Below are 17840 nucleotides of genomic sequence, written 5' to 3'. Positions count from 1 at the left end.
GCGCCGGTGTTCCGAAGTATCGGAACCAAACCGGACGCAGGAAAGGCATTTGCCGCTGCCGGTCGCCGCCCAAGGGCAGGCGACCAACCATAGCCGAACCTCCGCATTCAAGGGCAATTCGCTCCGGCGCGGTTTTTCAATTTTCGACCTTACTGGGATCGGGCTCGTTTGCGCCCGAATGACATCATGGCTCGTTTCAAGATCGATTTGCGCGCCAGCGCCTTTCGCAGCGTTCTTGGGTTCACGCTCATACATTGGCGGCGTCAGCCTTGGCGGCTCTCGCTGATCATGGGCGGTTTCCTGCTGTCGACGCTGGCCGACGTGCTGACACCGCTCTATTCCGGCCGGCTGGTCGACGCCGTCGCCAGCAGCGCCGGCGCGGACGCCTTTGCCTGGAATGCAGCGATGACGGCATTCTTGATCCTGATGGCGCTGGCGCTCACCGGCGTCGCGCTGCGCAACCTTGCTTTCATGGGCATCGTCGAGTTGACACTCAAGATGATGGCCGACATCGCGGCCGATGCCTTCCATCGCGTTCAGCGCTTTTCGACCGATTGGCATGCCAACAGTTTTGCCGGCTCGACCGTGCGCAAGGTGACGCGCGGCATGTGGGCACTCGACCTGCTCAACGACACCATCCTGATCGCGCTGTTGCCGTCGGTGATCATGCTCGCCGGCTCGACGCTGCTGCTCGGCTGGTTCTGGCCGCTGATGGGCGTGGTCGTCGCAGCCGGCTCGGTGCTGTTCATCATGGTGACGGCGATGCTGTCGCTCGGCTATGTCGCGCCGGCGGCAAGGCTCGCCAACACCTGGGACACGCGTCTCGGTGGTTCGCTGGCCGACGCGGTGAGCTGCAACGCCGTGGTCAAGGGCTTTGGCGCCGAGGAGCGCGAGGAGCGCCGCCTCGCCAGGGTGGTTGCCAAATGGCGCGCCCGCACACGGCGCACCTGGGTGCGCGGCACCATCAACGGCACCACGCAAGGGGCGCTGCTGCTGGTCATGCGCGCCGCGGTGATCGGCCTGTCGCTGATGCTGTGGTCGTGGGGGCAGGCGAGCGCCGGCGATGTCGCCTTTGTGCTGACCTCGTTCTTCGTGCTGCAAGGCTATTTGCGCGATATCGGCACGCATATCCGCAATTTGCAGCGTTCGATCAACGACATGGAGGAACTGGTCGATTTCCAGTCGGAACCGCTCGGTATCGAAGATCGGCCCGGCGCCGGACCGATTGCCATCACGCAGGGTCACATTGCCTTCGACAACGTCACCTTCCACTACGGCAATCACCGGTCGCCGCTCTACCGCGACTTTTCGGTCGACATCGCGCCAGGCGAACGTGTCGGGCTCGTCGGTCACTCGGGTTCGGGCAAGACGACATTCGTCAAGCTCATCCAGCGGCTCTATGACGTTAGCGCGGGAAAGATCGTGATCGATGGCCAGGATATCTCACAGGTCGCCCAGGCGTCGCTGCGCGGCCAGATCGCCATCGTCCAGCAGGAACCGATCCTGTTCCACCGTTCGCTGGCCGAAAACATCGCCTATAGCAGGCCAAGCGCCAGCCAGGAGGAGATCGAGCATGCCGCCAGGCTGGCGAGCGCGCACGACTTCATCGCCAACCTGCCGAAGGGCTATGGCACGCTGGTCGGCGAGCGCGGCGTGAAACTGTCGGGCGGCGAGCGCCAGCGCGTGGCGATTGCCCGCGCTTTCCTGGCCGATGCGCGCATCCTGATCCTGGACGAAGCGACGTCGAGCCTCGATTCGGAATCCGAGGTGCTGATCCAGCAGGCGATGGAACGGCTGATGGTCGGCCGCACGACGCTGGTCATCGCGCATCGGCTTTCGACGGTGAGGGCACTCGACAGGCTGCTGGTCTTCGATCGCGGCAAGATCGTCGAGGAAGGCTCGCATGACGAGTTGATCCGCCTGAAGGGCGGCATCTACCGCCGCCTGTTCGAGCGCCAGGCGCTGGAGCTGACTAAGGGCCTCGTCGATTGACCTGAGATGGCCTCCGGCTTTGGCCGGAGGCCATCCGGAGTGCCTATCACTTGGCGTATGCTGGCTGAGCAAACCCGCCAGTGAAGCCCTTTTCCAGACATCGATTTGCGACGTCTGTTTACGTTACTGACCGAAATTCGTTTCTCTACTTTCGGTTGTTGTATACCAAAGAAGCAATCTAAGCGGTCTCACAATGCGTCTTGCTTCCGAAACTACCGGTGTGGAAAAGGTGGCTGCGCCATCGGTGCTGGAATCTCAGCATGGCTCGGTTCGGCCGCTTGCCGCCGAAGATCTCGAACGCGTCGCCGCACTCTTCCTGACGAAGTTTCGCGGGCGTCGGCGTCACCGCCTCGATCGCGCGATCGCGGAAACGGCGGAGTATATGGGGAAGATCTATCTTGACCCTGCCGGCCAGTCCGGTGAGAGCAACGCTCTTGTCCAGATCAACCCGCAGGGCGATCTAGGTGGGTTCCTTGGCGTCCTGAAAGCCCGTTACGAGCTCAACGGAGCGGCATTGAATGCGGCGATCATCGGTCCGTTCATGGCCGACCCCGGCGCCGATCACGGCTCGGCCGGACCGCAATTGCTGCGTGCCTTGCATCAAGGCGAATTCGATCTGCAGCTGACCGATTCGGCCAACCGGGTATCTCTGGCCTTCGCGCGTCCGATGAAATACCAGCTCCTGCCGGTCCATTGTCTGGCATGGACCTATGTTTTCCGGCCGGCCGCGATGGCCGCCGCCGCATTGCACCGCAAATGGCCCCGCCTGCCTCGCCTGGCACTCGATCCCTGCGCGAGAGCATTCGACGTTCTCGCAAAACGAAGGTTCGAACCGCCCGTCCAGCATTCATCGTCGCAACGGGTCCATGCCGAGCCGATCAATGCCGCGCAATTTGCCGAGTGGCTGCCGACCCTCCTGTCCGATTACGCCCTTCGACCGAGTTGGAGGGATGGCGAACTGCCCCGGCTGCTCGCACTGGCGGCTGAGAAGCGGGCCAACGGCCCCCTTCATTTCGGCGGGACTTACGACGCGACGGGCAAAATGCTCGGTAGCTACGCCTTCTACGGTCAAGCCGGCGACCTGGCGATCCTGTTGCAGATCCAGGCTTCCGGACACCACTGGGGCGCGACGCTGGAAGGCCTTGTCGCGGCTGCGCGGGATATGGGCTGCGTGGGCATCACCGGACAGACCCAGAGCAGGTTCATGCCTCACCTCTTCGGCTACAGGAATCTCTTCTTCCGTTATGCCGGGGGGACGATGGTCCGCTCGCGAATCCCCGGTGTCACGGAAGCGGTCCGCTCCGGCGACATCGCTATCGGCGGGTTGATGGGCGACCGCTGGACCCGCCTCAGTTCCGACGACTTCGGCCGCTGATCGTCTTCAACGACCTCTTCGTCGACTCCGCCGGTTGGCTGCACCCTCTCATGGCGGTGCCGCCAGGCTGGCCGCCGCCATCCGCCGCTTCGCCCGGTCTTTTCATTCCAGCCGCCATGTTCTATGTCTGCGGCACGGCGCGGGGGCGCATCTTGTCAATCACAAAGGCATCCGGTACGCCCCGCTCATGACAGTTACCGTTCGTTTCGCCCCGTCACCAACCGGCCGCATCCATATCGGCAATGCGCGCACAGCTCTGTTCAACTGGCTGTTTGCCCTCAACAACAAGGGCCGCTTCATCCAGCGCTTCGACGACACCGACATCGCCCGCTCGAAGCAGGAATTCGCCGACGCCATCCTCTACGACCTGCACTGGCTGGGCATCTTCCCGGATGTCACCGATTATCAGTCGCGGCGCATCGAAGTCTATGACGCCGCGGTCGAGCGGCTGAAGGCGGCGGGTGTTCTCTACGCCTGCTACGAAACGCCGGAAGAACTCGACCTCAGGCGCAAGGTGCGCCGCACGCGGGGCCTGCCGCCGGTCTATGGCCGCGAGGCGTTGGCGCTGACGACAGAGCAGGTGGCCGAATATCAGGCCGACGGGCGCCGGCCCCATTGGCGTTTCCTGCTGCCCAATTTCTCCAGCGATCCGCGGCAGCCGGAGCGCACCGAGATCCACTGGGACGATCTGGTGCGTGGCGAGGAGACGGTGGATCTGGCTTCGCTGTCCGATCCGGTGCTGGTGCGTGAGGACGGCACCTATCTCTACACGCTGCCCTCCGTTGTCGACGACATCGAGATGGGCGTCAGCCACGTCATCCGCGGCGACGATCATGTCACGAACACCGGCGTGCAGACCGCCCTGTTCAAGGCGCTGGGTGCCGAGCCGCCGGTCTTCGGCCACCACAATCTCCTGACCACCGTCTCGGGCGAGGGGCTGTCGAAGCGCACCGGCGCACTTTCCATCGAGAGCCTGCGCGAAGACGGCATCGAGCCGATGGCCGTCGCTTCGCTGGCCGTGCTGGTCGGCACGTCGGAGAATGTCGCGGCCGCGCATGACCTGGCCGAACTTGCCGGCCATTTCGACCCGGCCGCGACCTCGAAATCGTCATCCAAGTTCGATCCGGCCGAACTGTTCGTGCTCAACCGGGTGCTGCTGCAGCGTATGCCGTTCGACGAGGCGCGGGACCGGCTGATGGTGCTGGGTATTTCAGGCGAACACGCCGAACCGTTCTGGCTGGCGGTGCGCGGCAATATCGACCGGTTGGCCGATGCGGTTGCCTGGTGGCGTGTCCTGCGCGAAGGGCCGCAGGAGAAGCCCGAGTTTTCCGATGACGACCGCGATTTTCTGCATCAGGCACTCGATCTCCTGCCTGAGGAACCGTGGAACGGGACGGTCTGGAAGGATTGGACCGGCAAGATCAGGGAAGCGACCGGCCGCAAGGGCAAGGCGCTGTTCATGCCGCTCAGGCTTGCCCTTACTGGACTGCCTTCGGGGCCGGAGCTTGCAGATCTATTGCCGCTGATGGGTCGGGAAGGAACGATGGCCCGACGACCCTGACCTTGCGCTGTTCCGGAGGCAGGGCCGAAACCGGCGATGCCACCGGCTTGGCCGAAAGGCGCTTGATGGCTTCACGGTCGAGTCCGCCGTCTCTATTGGCCAGGGTCTCGGGGTCGGCACCCGGATCAGGCTTCGAGGCCGGAATAGTCGGCGCCGCATCCCGTTCGGGCTGTGATTGTTGCTGACTTGGCGGGTTGCCGCCAATGATCTGGAAATTCTGCGCGGCATTGCAGCCGCAAGCGGGCGGCCGCGACATGTTGGGCTGTTTGTAGAGATAGGCGGTTGGCAATTCGCCATAGGGCCTGCCGGTGACCGATGACGTCATCGATGCCGAATCGTCGTCCATGCCGCGCGAATAGAAAACCTGCATCTCGGTGCCGGGGCAAGCCGATTCGCAATTCTTCTGGTCGCGCTCGAAATCGCCGGCCGAGGCGGCGTTCGACATGGGGAAGAAATAGCCATCGCAGGTGCGGACGCAACTGGTGTGGAATTCGCCGCCGCTGCTCGCAACGTCCGGAATGCCGGGCTGGTTGAGGACGCGGCTGACGTCGCGTTCCTCGCCGGAATCGTCAGGCTGGTCCAACGTATCGATCTGCCGGTTGCCGCCGCCGAAAAGCTGATCGAAGAGGTTGGCATTGGCCCCCTCTTCACGATTGGCTTCCTGCGGAGGCGCGCGGCGGGGTGCCACCGCATCGTCACGGCAGTCATTGGCATCGAGCGCCGCCAGGATACGGCCCCGGTCGCGGCGTGAACCGCCGCCGCCGGCGAGTTGGGCACGCTTGGCCTGCAGACTGTCGAGATTGGCGTTCATGCGCTCGATGGTGGCGTTCAGCCCGGCACACTGGTTGATGTTGCGCGAAAACAGCGAGAACCCACACCCGGCACTGTTCGCCTGGCCGCGAGCCTTCGAGATCTGTTCGCGCTGCCTTTCGATCGCGGCGTCGTATTTCCGGACCAGTGCCGGGCCGCCGCCACCGCCGCGTGAGGCCGCGGCGAGGTCGGCCTCCAGTTGACGGCAGACCCGTGAAGCGGCCTGCGGCTCGCCGACCGCTGCGCCGGACAGCAGAAGGCCAAGCAGCACGGCAGCATGCGCCTGCTTCAAACCTCCGCTTGCCATCCGCCTCGATCCCGCTTGCCTCTGGTCGCCAAGGCTAACCCGTTCGCGGTTAATCGTCCATTTCGGAAGTCAGTCCAGATTGGCGATCGCCTGCGCCTTGTGCGCGGCTTCGACCACCGCCAGCGCCGTCATGTTAACGACGCCGCGCGAGGTCACCGAGGGCGTCAATATGTGCGCCGGCTTGTCGGTGCCGAGAAGGATGGGGCCGACATGCAGGGCATCCATCATGGCCCGCAGCGCCGTCAGCGTGATGTTGGCCGAATCGAGGTTCGGGAACACCAGGAGATTGGCTTCGCCCTTCAGACGCGAATGCGGATAGACGCGCTGGCGCAGATGCTCCGATAAAGCGGAATCGGCATGCATTTCGCCGTCGCACTGCAGCTCCGGCGCGATGCGCGCCAGAATGGCCGCTGCCTGACGCATCTTCAGCGCGCTCGGCGAATCACGCGAGCCGAAATCCGAATGCGACAGCAGTGCCGCCTTCGGCTCGATGCCGAAACGCTGGATTTCTTCCGCCGCCAGCACGGTCATCTCGGCGATTTCGTCGGCCGTGGGGTCGACGGAGACGTGAGTGTCGGTGAGAAAGATGATGCCGCGCTGCGAGATCAGCATGGAAAGGGTCGACAGGTCCCGGTCCTTGATGCCGGTGCGCGGCCCAATGATCAGCGTCACGTTGCGCAGATGCCGCTCGAAACGGCCTTCGAGGCCACAGACCATGGCGTCGGCATCGCCGCGCTTCAGCGCCAACGCCGCGATCACCGTGTTGTCGGTGCGCACCATGGTACGCGCGGCCTCCGTCGTCACGCCGCGGCGGCCGGCGAGTTCGATCAGGAGGTCGACATAGTGGCGGTAGCGCGGATCGTCCTCCGGGTTGATCAGGCCGAAATCGACACCGGGCTTGATGCGCAGGCCATAACGCTTCAGCCTGACCTCGATGACGTGCGGGCGGCCGATCAGGATCGGCTCGGCGATACCTTCCTCAAGCACAACCTGAGCGGCACGCAGGACACGCTCGTCCTCGCCGTCGGCGTAGATGACGCGTTTGGCGCTCGAGGACTTGGCGGAGGAGAACACCGGCTTCATCACCAGACCGGAGCGGAAGACGAAGCGATTGAGCTTGTCGATATAGGCGGCGAAGTCTGTGATCGGCCGTGTCGCCACACCGGTGTCGCAGGCTGCCTTGGCGACGGCCGGCGCGATGCGCAGGATGAGGCGCGGGTCGAAGGGCGAGGGGATCAGGAATTCGGGTCCGAAGATCGGCGTTTCGCCCGAATAGGCGCGCGCGGCGACATCGGAAGGTTCTTCGCGGGCAAGGGCGGCGATCGCCCGGACCGCCGCCATCTTCATCTCCTCATTGATGGCGCTGGCGCCGCAGTCGAGCGCTCCCCTGAAGATATAGGGGAAGCAAAGCACGTTGTTGACCTGATTGGGAAAATCGGACCGGCCCGTGCAGATCATGGCGTCCGGACGCGCCGCGCGCGCCACTTCCGGCATGATCTCCGGATTGGGATTGGCAAGCGCCAGGATCAACGGCTTCGGCGCCATGTGTTGCAGCAGCTCCGGCTTCAGCACACCGGCGGCCGAGAGGCCGAGAAAGACATCGGCGCCCGCTATGACGTCGGCGAGCGTGCGCGCCTCTGTGTCTTTTACATAAGGGTCTTTCCAGCGGTCCATCTCGTCGACACGACCCTTGTAGGCGACGCCGAAACGGTCGGTGACCCAGATGTTCTCGACGCGCACGCCGAGCGAAACGAGCAGATTGAGGCAGGCAAGGGCGGCAGCACCTGCGCCGGAAGTGACGACCTTGATGTCCGAAATGGTCTTGCCGGCGAATTCCAGCCCATTGAGCACGGCGGCGGCGACGATGATGGCGGTGCCGTGCTGGTCGTCATGGAACACCGGTATGCTCATGCGAGCTTTCAGGCGTTCTTCGACTTCAAAACACTCCGGCGCCTTGATGTCCTCGAGGTTGATGCCACCAAAAGTCGGTTCCAGCGCGGCGACGGTTTCGACCATGCGCTCGATTTCCGGAGCGTCAATCTCGATGTCGAAGACGTCGATGCCGGCGAACTTCTTGAACAGGACCGCCTTGCCCTCCATCACCGGCTTGGAGGCCAGCGGCCCGATATTGCCGAGGCCGAGCACCGCCGAGCCGTTCGACACGACCCCGACCAGGTTCGCGCGCGCCGTGTAGTCGGCGGCAGTCGTCGGATCGTCGCGAATCTCCAGGCAAGGGGCGGCGACGCCGGGCGAATAGGCGAGCGCCAGGTCGCGCTGGTTGCCGAGTGGCTTGGTGGCCTGGATCTCGAGCTTTCCCGGCGTCGGGTGCTTATGGAAGTAGAGGGCGGCTTCGTCGAGGTCCGAACGTGCCGTTTTCTTGTTCTCGCCTTCCATGCGGCCGCTCCTCCAAACCTGCTTCGAAAGTCCTTTTAGCATGAGGCCAAGATTTTTCGCGACGCTAATTGACGCGCCGGCATCTTTAAATGCCGGTGCGGAAAAACCCAATATTTCTCAGCTGGTTACGGTTGTTTCATGTGAAATCAGTTTGCCCTGCTTCGCAGGTCAAAAGGCGCTGACGTAGAGACCGCCGTCGACGGGTATGTTCTGCCCGGTCAGATAGCCGGCGTGGACAGAGCACAGGAAGGCGCAGATCTGGCCGAATTCCTCCGGAGTGCCGAGCCGCTTGGCCGGTACGTCGGCACTGATGCGGGTCTTGCGCGCCGCGGCCGCCTTGGGATCCTCTGGCGTGCCGGCCTCATGCGGACCGCGCAGCCGGTCGGTATCGAGCTTGCCCGGCAGCAGGCTGTTGATAGTGACGTTGCGCTCGATCACCGTGCGCGCCACGCCGGCGAGGAACGACGTCAGGCCGGCGCGCGCACCAGATGACAGGTCAAGGCCGGGGATGGGGACATAGACCGACAGCGAGGTGATGTTGACGATGCGCCCGAAGCCGCGCGCCGCCATGCCGTCGATGACCGCCTGCACCAGTTCGATCGGTGTCACCATGTTCTGGGTAACGCCTTCGAGGATCTTTCCACGATCGAGCTCGCGGAAATCGCGAAGCGGCGGCCCGCCATTGTTGTTGACGAGGATGTCGGGTTCCGGACAGGCGGCGAGCAACGCTTTCTGTACCTCTGGCTTCGAAACGTCGCCGACGACCTCCGTCACCGTCACACCATGGCGCTGGCGCAGCTCCGCGGCGGTTTTGGCGACCAGCTCCGCATTGCGACCATTGACGACGATGTCGCAGCCTGCCTCGGCCAGCGCCATGGCGCAGCCACGACCAAGCCCCTTGCTCGAAGCGCAGACGATGGCCTTCTTACCGCGGATACCGAGATCCATGATGATTTTCTCCTTGTTTTGCCCGGCAGGCTAGCGCCAGCGCTGGACCAATCGCAACCGTCATACGGTTGTTGCATGAATCGGGGCATAGGCTGCTCGAAAGCAAGGGTGAATCCGCGATGCCAGGCCAAGAGCCCCGCACTTTCCGCAGCATGTTCATTTCCGACGTCCATCTGGGGTCGAAGGCGGCGAAGGCTGATTTCCTGATCGACTTCCTTCGCTATCACGATGCCGACATCATCTATCTGGTCGGCGATATCGTCGACGGCTGGCGCCTGAGGCGCAGCTGGCACTGGCCGCAAAGCCACAATGACGTCGTGCAGAAACTGCTGCGCAAGGCGCGCAAGGGCGCCTCGATCACCTATATCGCCGGCAATCACGACGAATTCGCCCGCCAGTTCCAGGGCGTGCATTTCGGCGGCATCGTCGTTGCCGACCGCGCCATCCACGAAACCGCCGATGGCCGGCGACTGCTGGTCATCCATGGCGACCAGTTCGATACCGTCGTCCACAACCAGCGTTGGCTCGCCTATCTCGGCGACCATGCCTATGACGCCGCCATGCAGGTTAACCGGGTGATCACGCGGTTGCGCCAACTGCTCGGCCTGCCTTACTGGTCGTTTTCGTCCTGGGCCAAGGTCAAGGTCAAGAAGGCGGTGAACTTCATCGGCTCGTTCCAGACGGTGCTCAGCGAGGAAGCGCGACGCTCGCATGTCGACGGCGTCATCTGCGGGCACATCCACCATGCCGCCATCGAAAGCTATGGCGACGTGCAGTATATCAACACCGGTGACTGGGTGGAGAGTTGCACCGCCGTGGTCGAGCATTTCGACGGCCGCATGGAAATCCTGACCTGGGCGCATATCCTGCCTGAAGCGCCTGACGAACCCTTCATCCCGATGCTCATCGAGGACAGGGTGGTGCAGGCCGCCTGAGGCTGAAGCCGGCCCTGCACTTTCTGGTGTTAATCGGCTGGTCCAGCCGGTTTCGCCCGGTTTTTCCTCATGTTAAGGATCGGTTCTCGCTGCTCGCCGGTCGTTGAGCGCAGCGTCATTGGATCGATTCATGCTGCTGCCGCCGCTTTCGCCCGAACAACTCGTGAAGCCGAGCCGTTTTGAGCTGCGCATGAGCCTGATCTTCGGCACGCTGTTCATATCGCTTGGCACCCATTTGCCCTATTTCCCGCTTTTGTTGCAGGCCAAGGGATTTCACGCCGAACAGATCGCCGTCATCCTGGCAGCGCCGATGTTCCTGCGCGTGGTGACGACGCCGCTGCTGACGACACTTGCCGATCGAGCCAGGGACCGCGCCGACGTCTATGTCGTACTGGTCGCGGCCTCGCTGGTGCTCTCCGCGGGGTACTTCCTGACACCGACCTACGCGACGGTGCTGGCGGTGTCGTTGTTGCTGACCATTGTCTGGACGCCGCATTCGCCGATCGCCGATTCGCTCGCGCTTTCGGGCGTGCGCCGCTTCGGTTCCAATTATGCGAGCATGCGTAAATGGGGGTCGGTCTGCTATCTCCTGGCCAATGTCGCAGGCGGCTTCATTCTGGCGGCCAGCGGCCCTCAAGCCGTTCCGGTACTCATATTCCTTGCCCTTGGCGCGGCACTCGTCGCAGGCCTGCTGGCGCCGCGCATGGGCCGGCCGCGCAAAGCCTCGCCGCTGTCGGCGGCGGAAATCCAGCACGCGGCGCCGGGGCTATTTAATGCTTATTTCCTCTATTTCACGCTTGGCGTCGGCATCATCACCGCCAGCCATGCCTTCCTTTACGGCTTCGTCTCGATCTACTGGAAATCGATCGGCATCAGCGATTCCGTCGTCGGCCTGCTGTGGGCTTGGGGCGTGGTCTCCGAAGTCTGCATGTTTTTGTTGTTCAATCGCATTTTCGCCTCCGTATCCGTCGTCCGGGTAATGCTCATTGCCGGCATCGGTTCGATCGTGCGTTGGTTCGCCTTTCCGCTGGTGTGGCCGCTCGGCCTTGGCGTCGGCGGGTTCTTCGCCGTGCAGTCGCTGCATTCGGTGTCTGTCGCGATGGTGCTGATCGGCCTGCAGAAGATGATCGCCGAGACCGTGTCCGAAGAGCGCACGGGTGCCGCGCAAGGCATCGCCTATTTCTTCAACGGTTTCTTCATGGCCGCCGTCACGCTTGCGTCCGGTCCGCTCTATGACCGTCTGGGCGTCGACGGGTTCCTTGCGATGATCCCGATCGCGATCATTGGCCTCGTGCTGATCGGGCTTGCCGCGCGCTCAGCCCCACAGCGCCCGGTCCGGCGGTGAGACGAGCGATCCCTGGTAAACGAGGCCCGGCACACGGTCCCGGGCAAGCAGCAGCGGCCCGTCGAGGTCGACGAAATCGGCTCCTTGCGCAAGCAGCACAGCCGGCGCCATTGCCAGCGACGTGCCGACCATGCAGCCGACCATGACGCCAAAGCCCAGTTCACGGGCGCGGCCGCGCAAGGTGAGCGCCGCCGTCAGCCCGCCGGACTTGTCGAGCTTGATATTGACGGCGTCGTAGAGACCGACAAGCGCTTCGAGGTTCCCCGCTTCATGAACGCTTTCGTCGGCGCAGACCGGCACCGGATGCGCGATGTGGCGCAGGATGCCGTCCCGGCCCGCCGGCAGCGGCTGTTCGATCAGGGCGATGTCCTGTTCGGCGGCAAAGGCGAAGTTCGCGACAATATTGTCGTCGGTCCAACCTTCATTGGCATCGAGGATCAGTCGGCTCTCGGGTGCTGCCTGTCTCACCGCCCGGATGCGGGCGATGTCGTTGTCGCCGCCGATCTTGACCTTGAGCAGCGGCCTGCCGGCATTGGCGCGAGCCTGCGCCGCCATCGCTTCCGGCTCGCCGAGCGACAGCGTGTAGGCGGTTTCGAGCTGATGCAACGGGGCCGGCCAGATTGCGTTCGCCACCGGATTGCCGCTGATCTTGGCTTCAAGGTCCCAAAGGGCACAGTCTATGGCGTTACGCCCCGCCCCAGCAGGCATTGCGTCGAGCAGGGCGGTGCGGTCCATCCCGCTGGCGATCCGGTCGCGCATCGCCTCGATCGCATCGCGAACACCCCCCATGGTCTCGCCATAGCGCGTATAAGGAACACATTCGCCGCGCCCTCTATGATCGCCCTGGCTGATCGTGCAGGTAATGACCTCGGCCTCGGTTTTGGAGCCGCGCGAAATGGTGAAGGTTCCGGCGATCGGAAACCGCTCGGCCTCGACCGAAATGATACGCGCCATATTTTTCTGCTCCGGCTATGCGAGAAGGGTTGTCGGCAAATCGACAAGGTCGGACCCATCAGGCTAAACAGGACGCCATGTTGACCATAGGCAAGCGCGACGCAAGCGGCACGACCGCCTCGGGGGGTGACCACGACCCGCGCGTGGCGGTCGGCGAGGAAGATGGCGTTCTCGGCTGCGCATTCTCCGGAATCTGGACGACACGGACCGTGGCGCTGATCGACGCCGACATGCGCAAAATCGAGAAACGAAGCGGTTTCAAGACTTTGGCGCTTGATCTTTCAAAAATTGAGAAGATCGATACCGCCGGCGCCTGGCTGATTGACCGGCTGGTCAGCGCCTTCGAGAAGAAGAACGTCGAGGTCCGGCTGCAAGGCCAAAGCGAGATCGCCTCCATCCTGCTCGACGCGGTCGGCGAAGCTGTCCGGCGCGAACCCGAATCCGGACCGGCGCGGCCGCCCAATATTGTCATTCGGGCACTGGAGACGGTTGGCCGGCGCGTCTACGAGATGCGCGACGATTTCCTCGCTTCGATGAATATATTGGGCGCCACCATCCGCGGCGCGCAGATGAAGCTCGGCCGCGGCCATGCCGTCAACCCGGCGGCGATTTTCAACCAGATCGATCGCATGGGGGTCGGCGCAATCCCCGTGGTGGTGCTGATGTCGGCGATCGTCGGTGCCATCGTTGCCCAGCAGGGCGCTTATCAGCTCAGCTATTTCGGCGCCGATATCTTCGTCGTCGATCTCGTCGGCGTGCTGATCCTGCGCGAACTCGGCGTGCTGATGACGGCGATCATGATCGCCGGCCGCTCCGGCAGCGCGATCACCGCCGAAATCGGCTCGATGAAGATGCGCGAGGAAGTCGACGCGTTGAAGGTCATCGGCCTCAATCCGATCGGCGTCCTGGTCTTTCCGCGCCTTGTAGCGCTGGTGATCGCCTTGCCCTGCCTGACGATCATCGCCAATTTCGCCGCACTCGGCGGCGGCATTGTTGCTGCCTGGCTTTACTCCGATATCCCACCTGCTGCCTTCATCGACCGGTTGCGTGTCGCAATCGATCTCAGCACGATTTTCGCCGGGCTGATCAAGGCGCCGTTCATGGCCATGATCATCGGCACGATCGCCTCCGTCGAGGGCATGAAGGTCGGCGGCAGTGCCGAATCGCTCGGCCAGCACGTGACCGCTTCGGTGGTGAAGTCGATTTTCGTCGTCATCATCCTCGACGGGCTTTTCGCCATGTTCTACGCAGCGATCGAGTTCTGACAAGATGGCGAAGGGCAACGGGATAGAGGTGAAGGGCAAGGACGACAGTGAAATCGTCCTCTCGGTGCACGACGTCACCGTTGCCATTGACGACAAGCTGATCCTCGACAAGCTGTCGCTCGACATCACGCGCGGCGAGATACTGGGCTTCGTCGGAGCGTCGGGCGCCGGCAAATCCGTGCTGTTGCGCACCATTCTCGGGCTGATGCCCAAGCAGTCGGGTACAATCAAACTGTTCGGCGTCGACGTCGACAAGGCAAGCGATATGGAGCGGCTGCGCATCGACATGCGTCTTGGCGTGCTGTTCCAGCATGGCGCGCTGTTTTCGGCGCTGACCGTGATGGAGAACGTGCAGGTGCCGATGCGCGAATATCTCGACCTGCCCAGGAAGCTGATGGACGAGCTGGCGCTGCTGAAGATCGAGCTGGTCGGCCTGCCGCCGGACGCGGCGCAGAAATTTCCCTCCGAGCTCTCCGGCGGCATGATCAAGCGTGCCGCGCTTGCCAGGGCGCTGGCGCTTGATCCGGACATCGTCTTTCTCGACGAGCCGACGTCGGGCCTCGATCCGATCAGCGCGGCCGAGTTCGACGAGCTCGTCGTCAAGCTGCGCGACACCATGGATCTGACCGTTTACATGGTGACCCACGACCTCGACACGCTGTTTACCGCATGCGACCACGTGGCGGTGCTCGGCAAGAAAAAGGTGCTGGTCGAAGGCAGTATCGACGACATGCTGAAGAGCGAGGAACCGTGGGTGAAATCCTATTTCCGCGGAAAACGCGCCCGGCAACTTGATCTTGCCGCACGTGCATAGCCATAAGTGAAGCAATGGAAACCAGAGCCAACTACGTCATTGTCGGCATTTTCACGCTGGTTGCGATCCTGGCGGCTTTCGGCTTCGTCTATTGGACGGCCGCGATCGGCGACAGGGGCGAGACGACGCTGCTGCGGGTGCGCATTCCGGGCTCGGCTTCCGGTCTCGGCCGCGGCAGCTTCGTGCTGTTCAACGGCGTCAAGGTTGGCGACGTCAAGCGCGTCTATATCGACGTCGACAATCCAACTGTCGCCATCGCCGACACCGAGATCGACCGGATGACGCCGATCACCAAGTCGACGCAGGCCGATATCGGCCTCGCCGGCCTCACCGGGCAGGCCAATATCGAGCTCAAGGGCGCCGATCCCAAGGAAGTGAAGCTGCTCGACCAGGCCGAAAAGGAAGGCAAGGTCGCCGAGATCGTCGCCAACCCTTCGGCCGTGACCAATCTGCTGCAGACGGCGCAGAACATCTTCACTCGCGCCGACAAGGTGCTGACGGAGCTGGAAGGCTTCACCAAGGATGTCCGCGGGCCGCTGACGCAGACCGTGCACAACGTGCAGACATTTTCCGATGCACTGGCCAGGAATTCCGAGGGCATCGACAAATTCCTGTCCGCCGTCAGCGCGCTGTCCGACGAGCTGAAAGGCGTTTCAGGAAAGCTCGACGGCACGCTGAAGGCGGCGGAAGGCCTGCTCAATGCCGTCGATAAGGACAAGATCAAGAGCATCGTTTCCAACGTCGATACGGTGACAGGCAACCTCAAGGAAACCTCGCGGCAGCTCGACGGCGTGATCAAGAACGTCGATACGGCGGTGGGATCGGTCAACGACTTCGCCAAGCAGACGCAAGGCACGTTGGCCAAGGTCGATGGCGTGCTCGACGGCATCGACCCGGCGCAGGTGCGCGAAGCGCTGGCCAACATCCAGAAGGCCAGCGACAGCGCCAACAAGGCGGCGGCCGACATCGCGGAGGTGACCGGCAAGATCGCCAATCGGGCCGACGACATCGACCAGACAATCAAGGACGCCAGGCACCTGGCGCAACGGCTTAACGACGCCTCGGTGCGGGTCGACGGTATCCTCGCCAAGGTCGACAAGCTGCTCGGCTCGGGCCAGGCCGACGGCGTGATGGCCGACGCAAGGGATACGCTGAAATCCTTCAAGCAGGTCGCCGATACGCTGAACGCCCGCCTTGGAGTCATTACCGACAATCTGGCGCGCTTTTCGGGCCAGGGGCTGCAGAATGTCGAGGCGCTGGTGCAGGACAGCCGTCGCTCGATCAACCGCATCGAGGAGGCGGTGACGGATCTCAGCCGCAATCCGCAGCGCATCCTTTCGGGTGGCGAAGGCGAGGTTCGGCAATTCGACGGCAGGGCGCGGCGTTGACTTCGGCGCCGGCCCGCAGCAAGAACATAGCTCGTGAATGCGGGTTGATCTTACGATCCGGGGACAACGGGGATCACGCGTGACGTTGAGTAGGCTTGGAACGGGCGGGTTGAAATCAGCCGCGGCGCTGCTTGTACTGACGGTTGCCGGTTGTGCGGTGCTGGGCGGCAAGCCGGCACCGCTTGACACGTTCGAACTGTCGGCGCCAATGGTCGACGCGCATGGCCATAGCCGCCGGCAGATTCTGATCGCCCAGCCCTCGGCGCTGAAGGCGCTGGACAGCCAGAACATCGTCATCAAACCCTCCGACCGCTCGATCCAATATCTGAAGGGTGCGCAGTGGGCTGACCGCCTGCCGCTGGTCGTGCAGGCGCGGTTGGCCGAGACGTTCCAGCGCTCGGGCAGCTTTGCCGGGGTGGGGAAACCGGGCGAGGGGCTGGCGATCGACTATCAGGTGATCGTCGAGGTTCGGTCCTTCGAGGTGCGCGTCGATGGCGGCGAACATGCCGAGGTCGACCTGTTCGTGCGCTTGCTCAACGATCGCAACGGCGAAGTGAAGGCTTCCAAGAGCTTCACCGCATCCGCGCCCGTATCGGGCAGCGGCAACCCCGCTTATGTCGGCGCTCTCGACGCAGCCTTCGGCGATGCCGCCAAGCAGATCGTCCGCTGGACGGATTCGGCGATCTGAGCGCCAGGCGCGCAGGGATTCAACCAAACTCTTTCGGGCTACAGACGTTCGAAGGCGTCCGGCCGCAGCTTTCCAGTCTTCATCAGGTGCTGCAGGGTGTAGGTCACGGACAGCGCGTCGTCTAGCGCGTCGTGCCCCTGCAATGGCGGGTGTTCGACGCCGTAGTAATCGGCAAGCTTGTTGCTCGGCGTCCTTGCCAAATCCTCGATCGGCATGCCGGCCGCGATCAGCAGCTTGACGGCGTTATCGAACCGGGTGGCCGGGATGGAGGGCTTGATGCCCGCGACATAGCAACTGATGGCGATCATGTTCAGTTCGTCCTTGCCCCAGGACCAGAACCGAGCCCCATCTGAGAAACGATCGATGCCTGCAAGGGCATCTTCCAGCTCGACGCCCTCGGCCTCGATGATTTCTTCTGTGATGCCGGTCAGTCGGGTGAAGAACGGATCGAGCCCGTATCTCTCGCCAAATCGGTCGACCGGCCTGATATAGGCGCTGTGCGTGCCCAGCACGGGGAAGTCGCCTTCGAGGCCGAGCCTTGCCGCGCCGATCTGGGCGATGACCGGATCGGGGTCATGGGCCGCGCACCAGAATCTGCGTTGCGAGCCCTCAAGGCAGAGAAACTCGCAGTCGAAGATGATTGCCGTTTTCACAACTCAGGATCCGGTTCCGGAAAACGAGATAAAACCCGGATGCGTCTTCCGGATAGCGACGTCAGTCCCTTCAAGAAAAAAGGCGGGAGTCCCCCGCCTTCAGACTGCTGACAAACCCCTGGCTTTTGCCTAGGGTTTTTGATTCACTGGGTCATGTTGAAGCGACCCGCCCCTGAACAGACCGCGCTCGAGATGGTGACGTTGGATCAGCTTGTTCCGGCTGATCATCTGTTGCGCAAGATCGACCGCGTGATCGACTTTTCCTTTATCCACGAGCTGACGGCGCCGCTGTACTGCGCCGACAATGGCCGGCCGCCGCTCGATCCGACCTTGATGTTCAAGGCGCTGTTCATCGGCTACCTGTTCGGGGTTCGCTCGGAACGGCAGTTGGTGCGCGAGATCGAGGTCAAC

At 63.2% G+C, this 17840-nt stretch carries 15 protein-coding genes; 10 read left to right on the top strand and 5 right to left on the bottom strand.

The features are described 5' to 3' along the window. Nucleotides 1-186: 186 nt before the first annotated feature. From M653_RS0128445 to M653_RS0128435, 3 genes are all read left to right on the top strand, one after another. A complete protein-coding gene (locus M653_RS0128445) occupies nucleotides 187-1992 on the top strand; it encodes an ABC transporter ATP-binding protein (RefSeq protein ID WP_027146369.1) in 1806 nt (601 codons plus the stop codon). A gap of 193 nt (nucleotides 1993-2185) precedes the next feature. Further along, the gene (locus M653_RS0128440; protein WP_027146368.1) at nucleotides 2186-3367 is read left to right on the top strand and encodes a hypothetical protein; all 1182 of its coding nucleotides are present in this window, start codon (nucleotides 2186-2188) and stop codon (nucleotides 3365-3367) included. A 187-nt stretch (nucleotides 3368-3554) separates the two neighbouring features. Continuing rightward, nucleotides 3555-4928, top strand: coding sequence for a glutamate--tRNA ligase (locus M653_RS0128435; protein WP_027146367.1), 1374 nt, complete (start codon nucleotides 3555-3557; stop codon nucleotides 4926-4928). Here the strand turns inward: M653_RS0128435 and M653_RS0128430 are convergent. The 3 genes from M653_RS0128430 to M653_RS0128420 all read right to left on the bottom strand — a co-directional run bounded on the left by M653_RS0128430 (nucleotide 4846) and on the right by M653_RS0128420 (nucleotide 9387). Next, on the bottom strand, nucleotides 4846-6045 hold the full coding sequence (locus tag M653_RS0128430) for a DUF2865 domain-containing protein (protein WP_027146366.1): 1200 nt from the start codon (nucleotides 6043-6045) through the stop codon (nucleotides 4846-4848). The two genes, M653_RS0128435 and M653_RS0128430, sit on opposite strands and share 83 nt — an antisense overlap. Before the next feature lie 69 nt (nucleotides 6046-6114). Continuing rightward, nucleotides 6115-8439: an NADP-dependent malic enzyme gene (locus tag M653_RS0128425; RefSeq protein WP_027146365.1), complete on the bottom strand. Its 2325-nt coding sequence runs from the start codon at nucleotides 8437-8439 to the stop codon at nucleotides 6115-6117. A 168-nt stretch (nucleotides 8440-8607) separates the two neighbouring features. Beyond that, the gene (locus M653_RS0128420; RefSeq protein ID WP_027146364.1) at nucleotides 8608-9387 is read right to left on the bottom strand and encodes an SDR family oxidoreductase; all 780 of its coding nucleotides are present in this window, start codon (nucleotides 9385-9387) and stop codon (nucleotides 8608-8610) included. Between the two features lie 152 nt (nucleotides 9388-9539). Between M653_RS0128420 and M653_RS0128415 the strand changes: the two genes are divergently transcribed. Continuing rightward, nucleotides 9540-10322, top strand: a complete 783-nt coding sequence (locus M653_RS0128415; protein ID WP_032936358.1) for a UDP-2,3-diacylglucosamine diphosphatase — start codon at nucleotides 9540-9542, stop codon at nucleotides 10320-10322. Between the two features lie 130 nt (nucleotides 10323-10452). Then, a complete protein-coding gene (locus M653_RS0128410; RefSeq protein WP_027146362.1) occupies nucleotides 10453-11667 on the top strand; it encodes an MFS transporter in 1215 nt (404 codons plus the stop codon). Here the strand turns inward: M653_RS0128410 and dgcA are convergent. Beyond that, nucleotides 11638-12621 carry an N-acetyl-D-Glu racemase DgcA gene (dgcA, locus tag M653_RS0128405; protein WP_027146361.1) on the bottom strand — a complete coding sequence of 328 codons (984 nt, stop codon included), beginning with the start codon at nucleotides 12619-12621 and terminating at the stop codon, nucleotides 11638-11640. The genes M653_RS0128410 and dgcA overlap by 30 nt on opposite strands. Before the next feature lie 77 nt (nucleotides 12622-12698). On the opposite strand from dgcA, the gene M653_RS0128400 reads away from it, so the two are divergent. Genes M653_RS0128400 through M653_RS0128385 form a run of 4 tightly spaced genes read left to right on the top strand, consistent with a single transcriptional unit; the run spans nucleotide 12699 to nucleotide 16776 of the window. Continuing rightward, entirely contained in the window at nucleotides 12699-13886 is a 1188-nt protein-coding gene (locus M653_RS0128400) for an ABC transporter permease (RefSeq protein WP_027146360.1), read from the top strand. 4 nt (nucleotides 13887-13890) lie between these two features. Beyond that, nucleotides 13891-14700, top strand: coding sequence for an ABC transporter ATP-binding protein (locus M653_RS0128395; RefSeq protein ID WP_027146359.1), 810 nt, complete (start codon nucleotides 13891-13893; stop codon nucleotides 14698-14700). A 14-nt stretch (nucleotides 14701-14714) separates the two neighbouring features. Beyond that, complete coding sequence (locus tag M653_RS0128390) at nucleotides 14715-16088, top strand: MlaD family protein (RefSeq protein ID WP_027146358.1); 1374 nt, start codon at nucleotides 14715-14717, stop codon at nucleotides 16086-16088. 37 nt (nucleotides 16089-16125) lie between these two features. Continuing rightward, nucleotides 16126-16776: an ABC-type transport auxiliary lipoprotein family protein gene (locus M653_RS0128385; protein WP_051442856.1), complete on the top strand. Its 651-nt coding sequence runs from the start codon at nucleotides 16126-16128 to the stop codon at nucleotides 16774-16776. A 38-nt stretch (nucleotides 16777-16814) separates the two neighbouring features. Here the strand turns inward: M653_RS0128385 and M653_RS0128380 are convergent, their stop codons facing one another. Beyond that, nucleotides 16815-17429 (bottom strand): 3'-5' exonuclease, encoded by a 615-nt coding sequence (locus M653_RS0128380; protein ID WP_027146356.1) that lies wholly within the window; start codon nucleotides 17427-17429, stop codon nucleotides 16815-16817. A gap of 153 nt (nucleotides 17430-17582) precedes the next feature. On the opposite strand from M653_RS0128380, the gene M653_RS01000000133805 reads away from it, so the two are divergent. Then, nucleotides 17583-17840, top strand: a 258-nt coding sequence (locus M653_RS01000000133805) for a transposase (protein WP_032936353.1), incomplete at its 3' end; no start/stop codon positions are given.

Source organism: Mesorhizobium sp. WSM3626 (genome assembly GCF_000513935.1).
Taxonomy (GTDB): Bacteria; Pseudomonadota; Alphaproteobacteria; order Rhizobiales; family Rhizobiaceae; genus Mesorhizobium; species Mesorhizobium salmacidum.
Note: the sequence above shows the minus strand (reverse complement) of the source record. Positions and strands in the feature narration are given on the sequence as shown.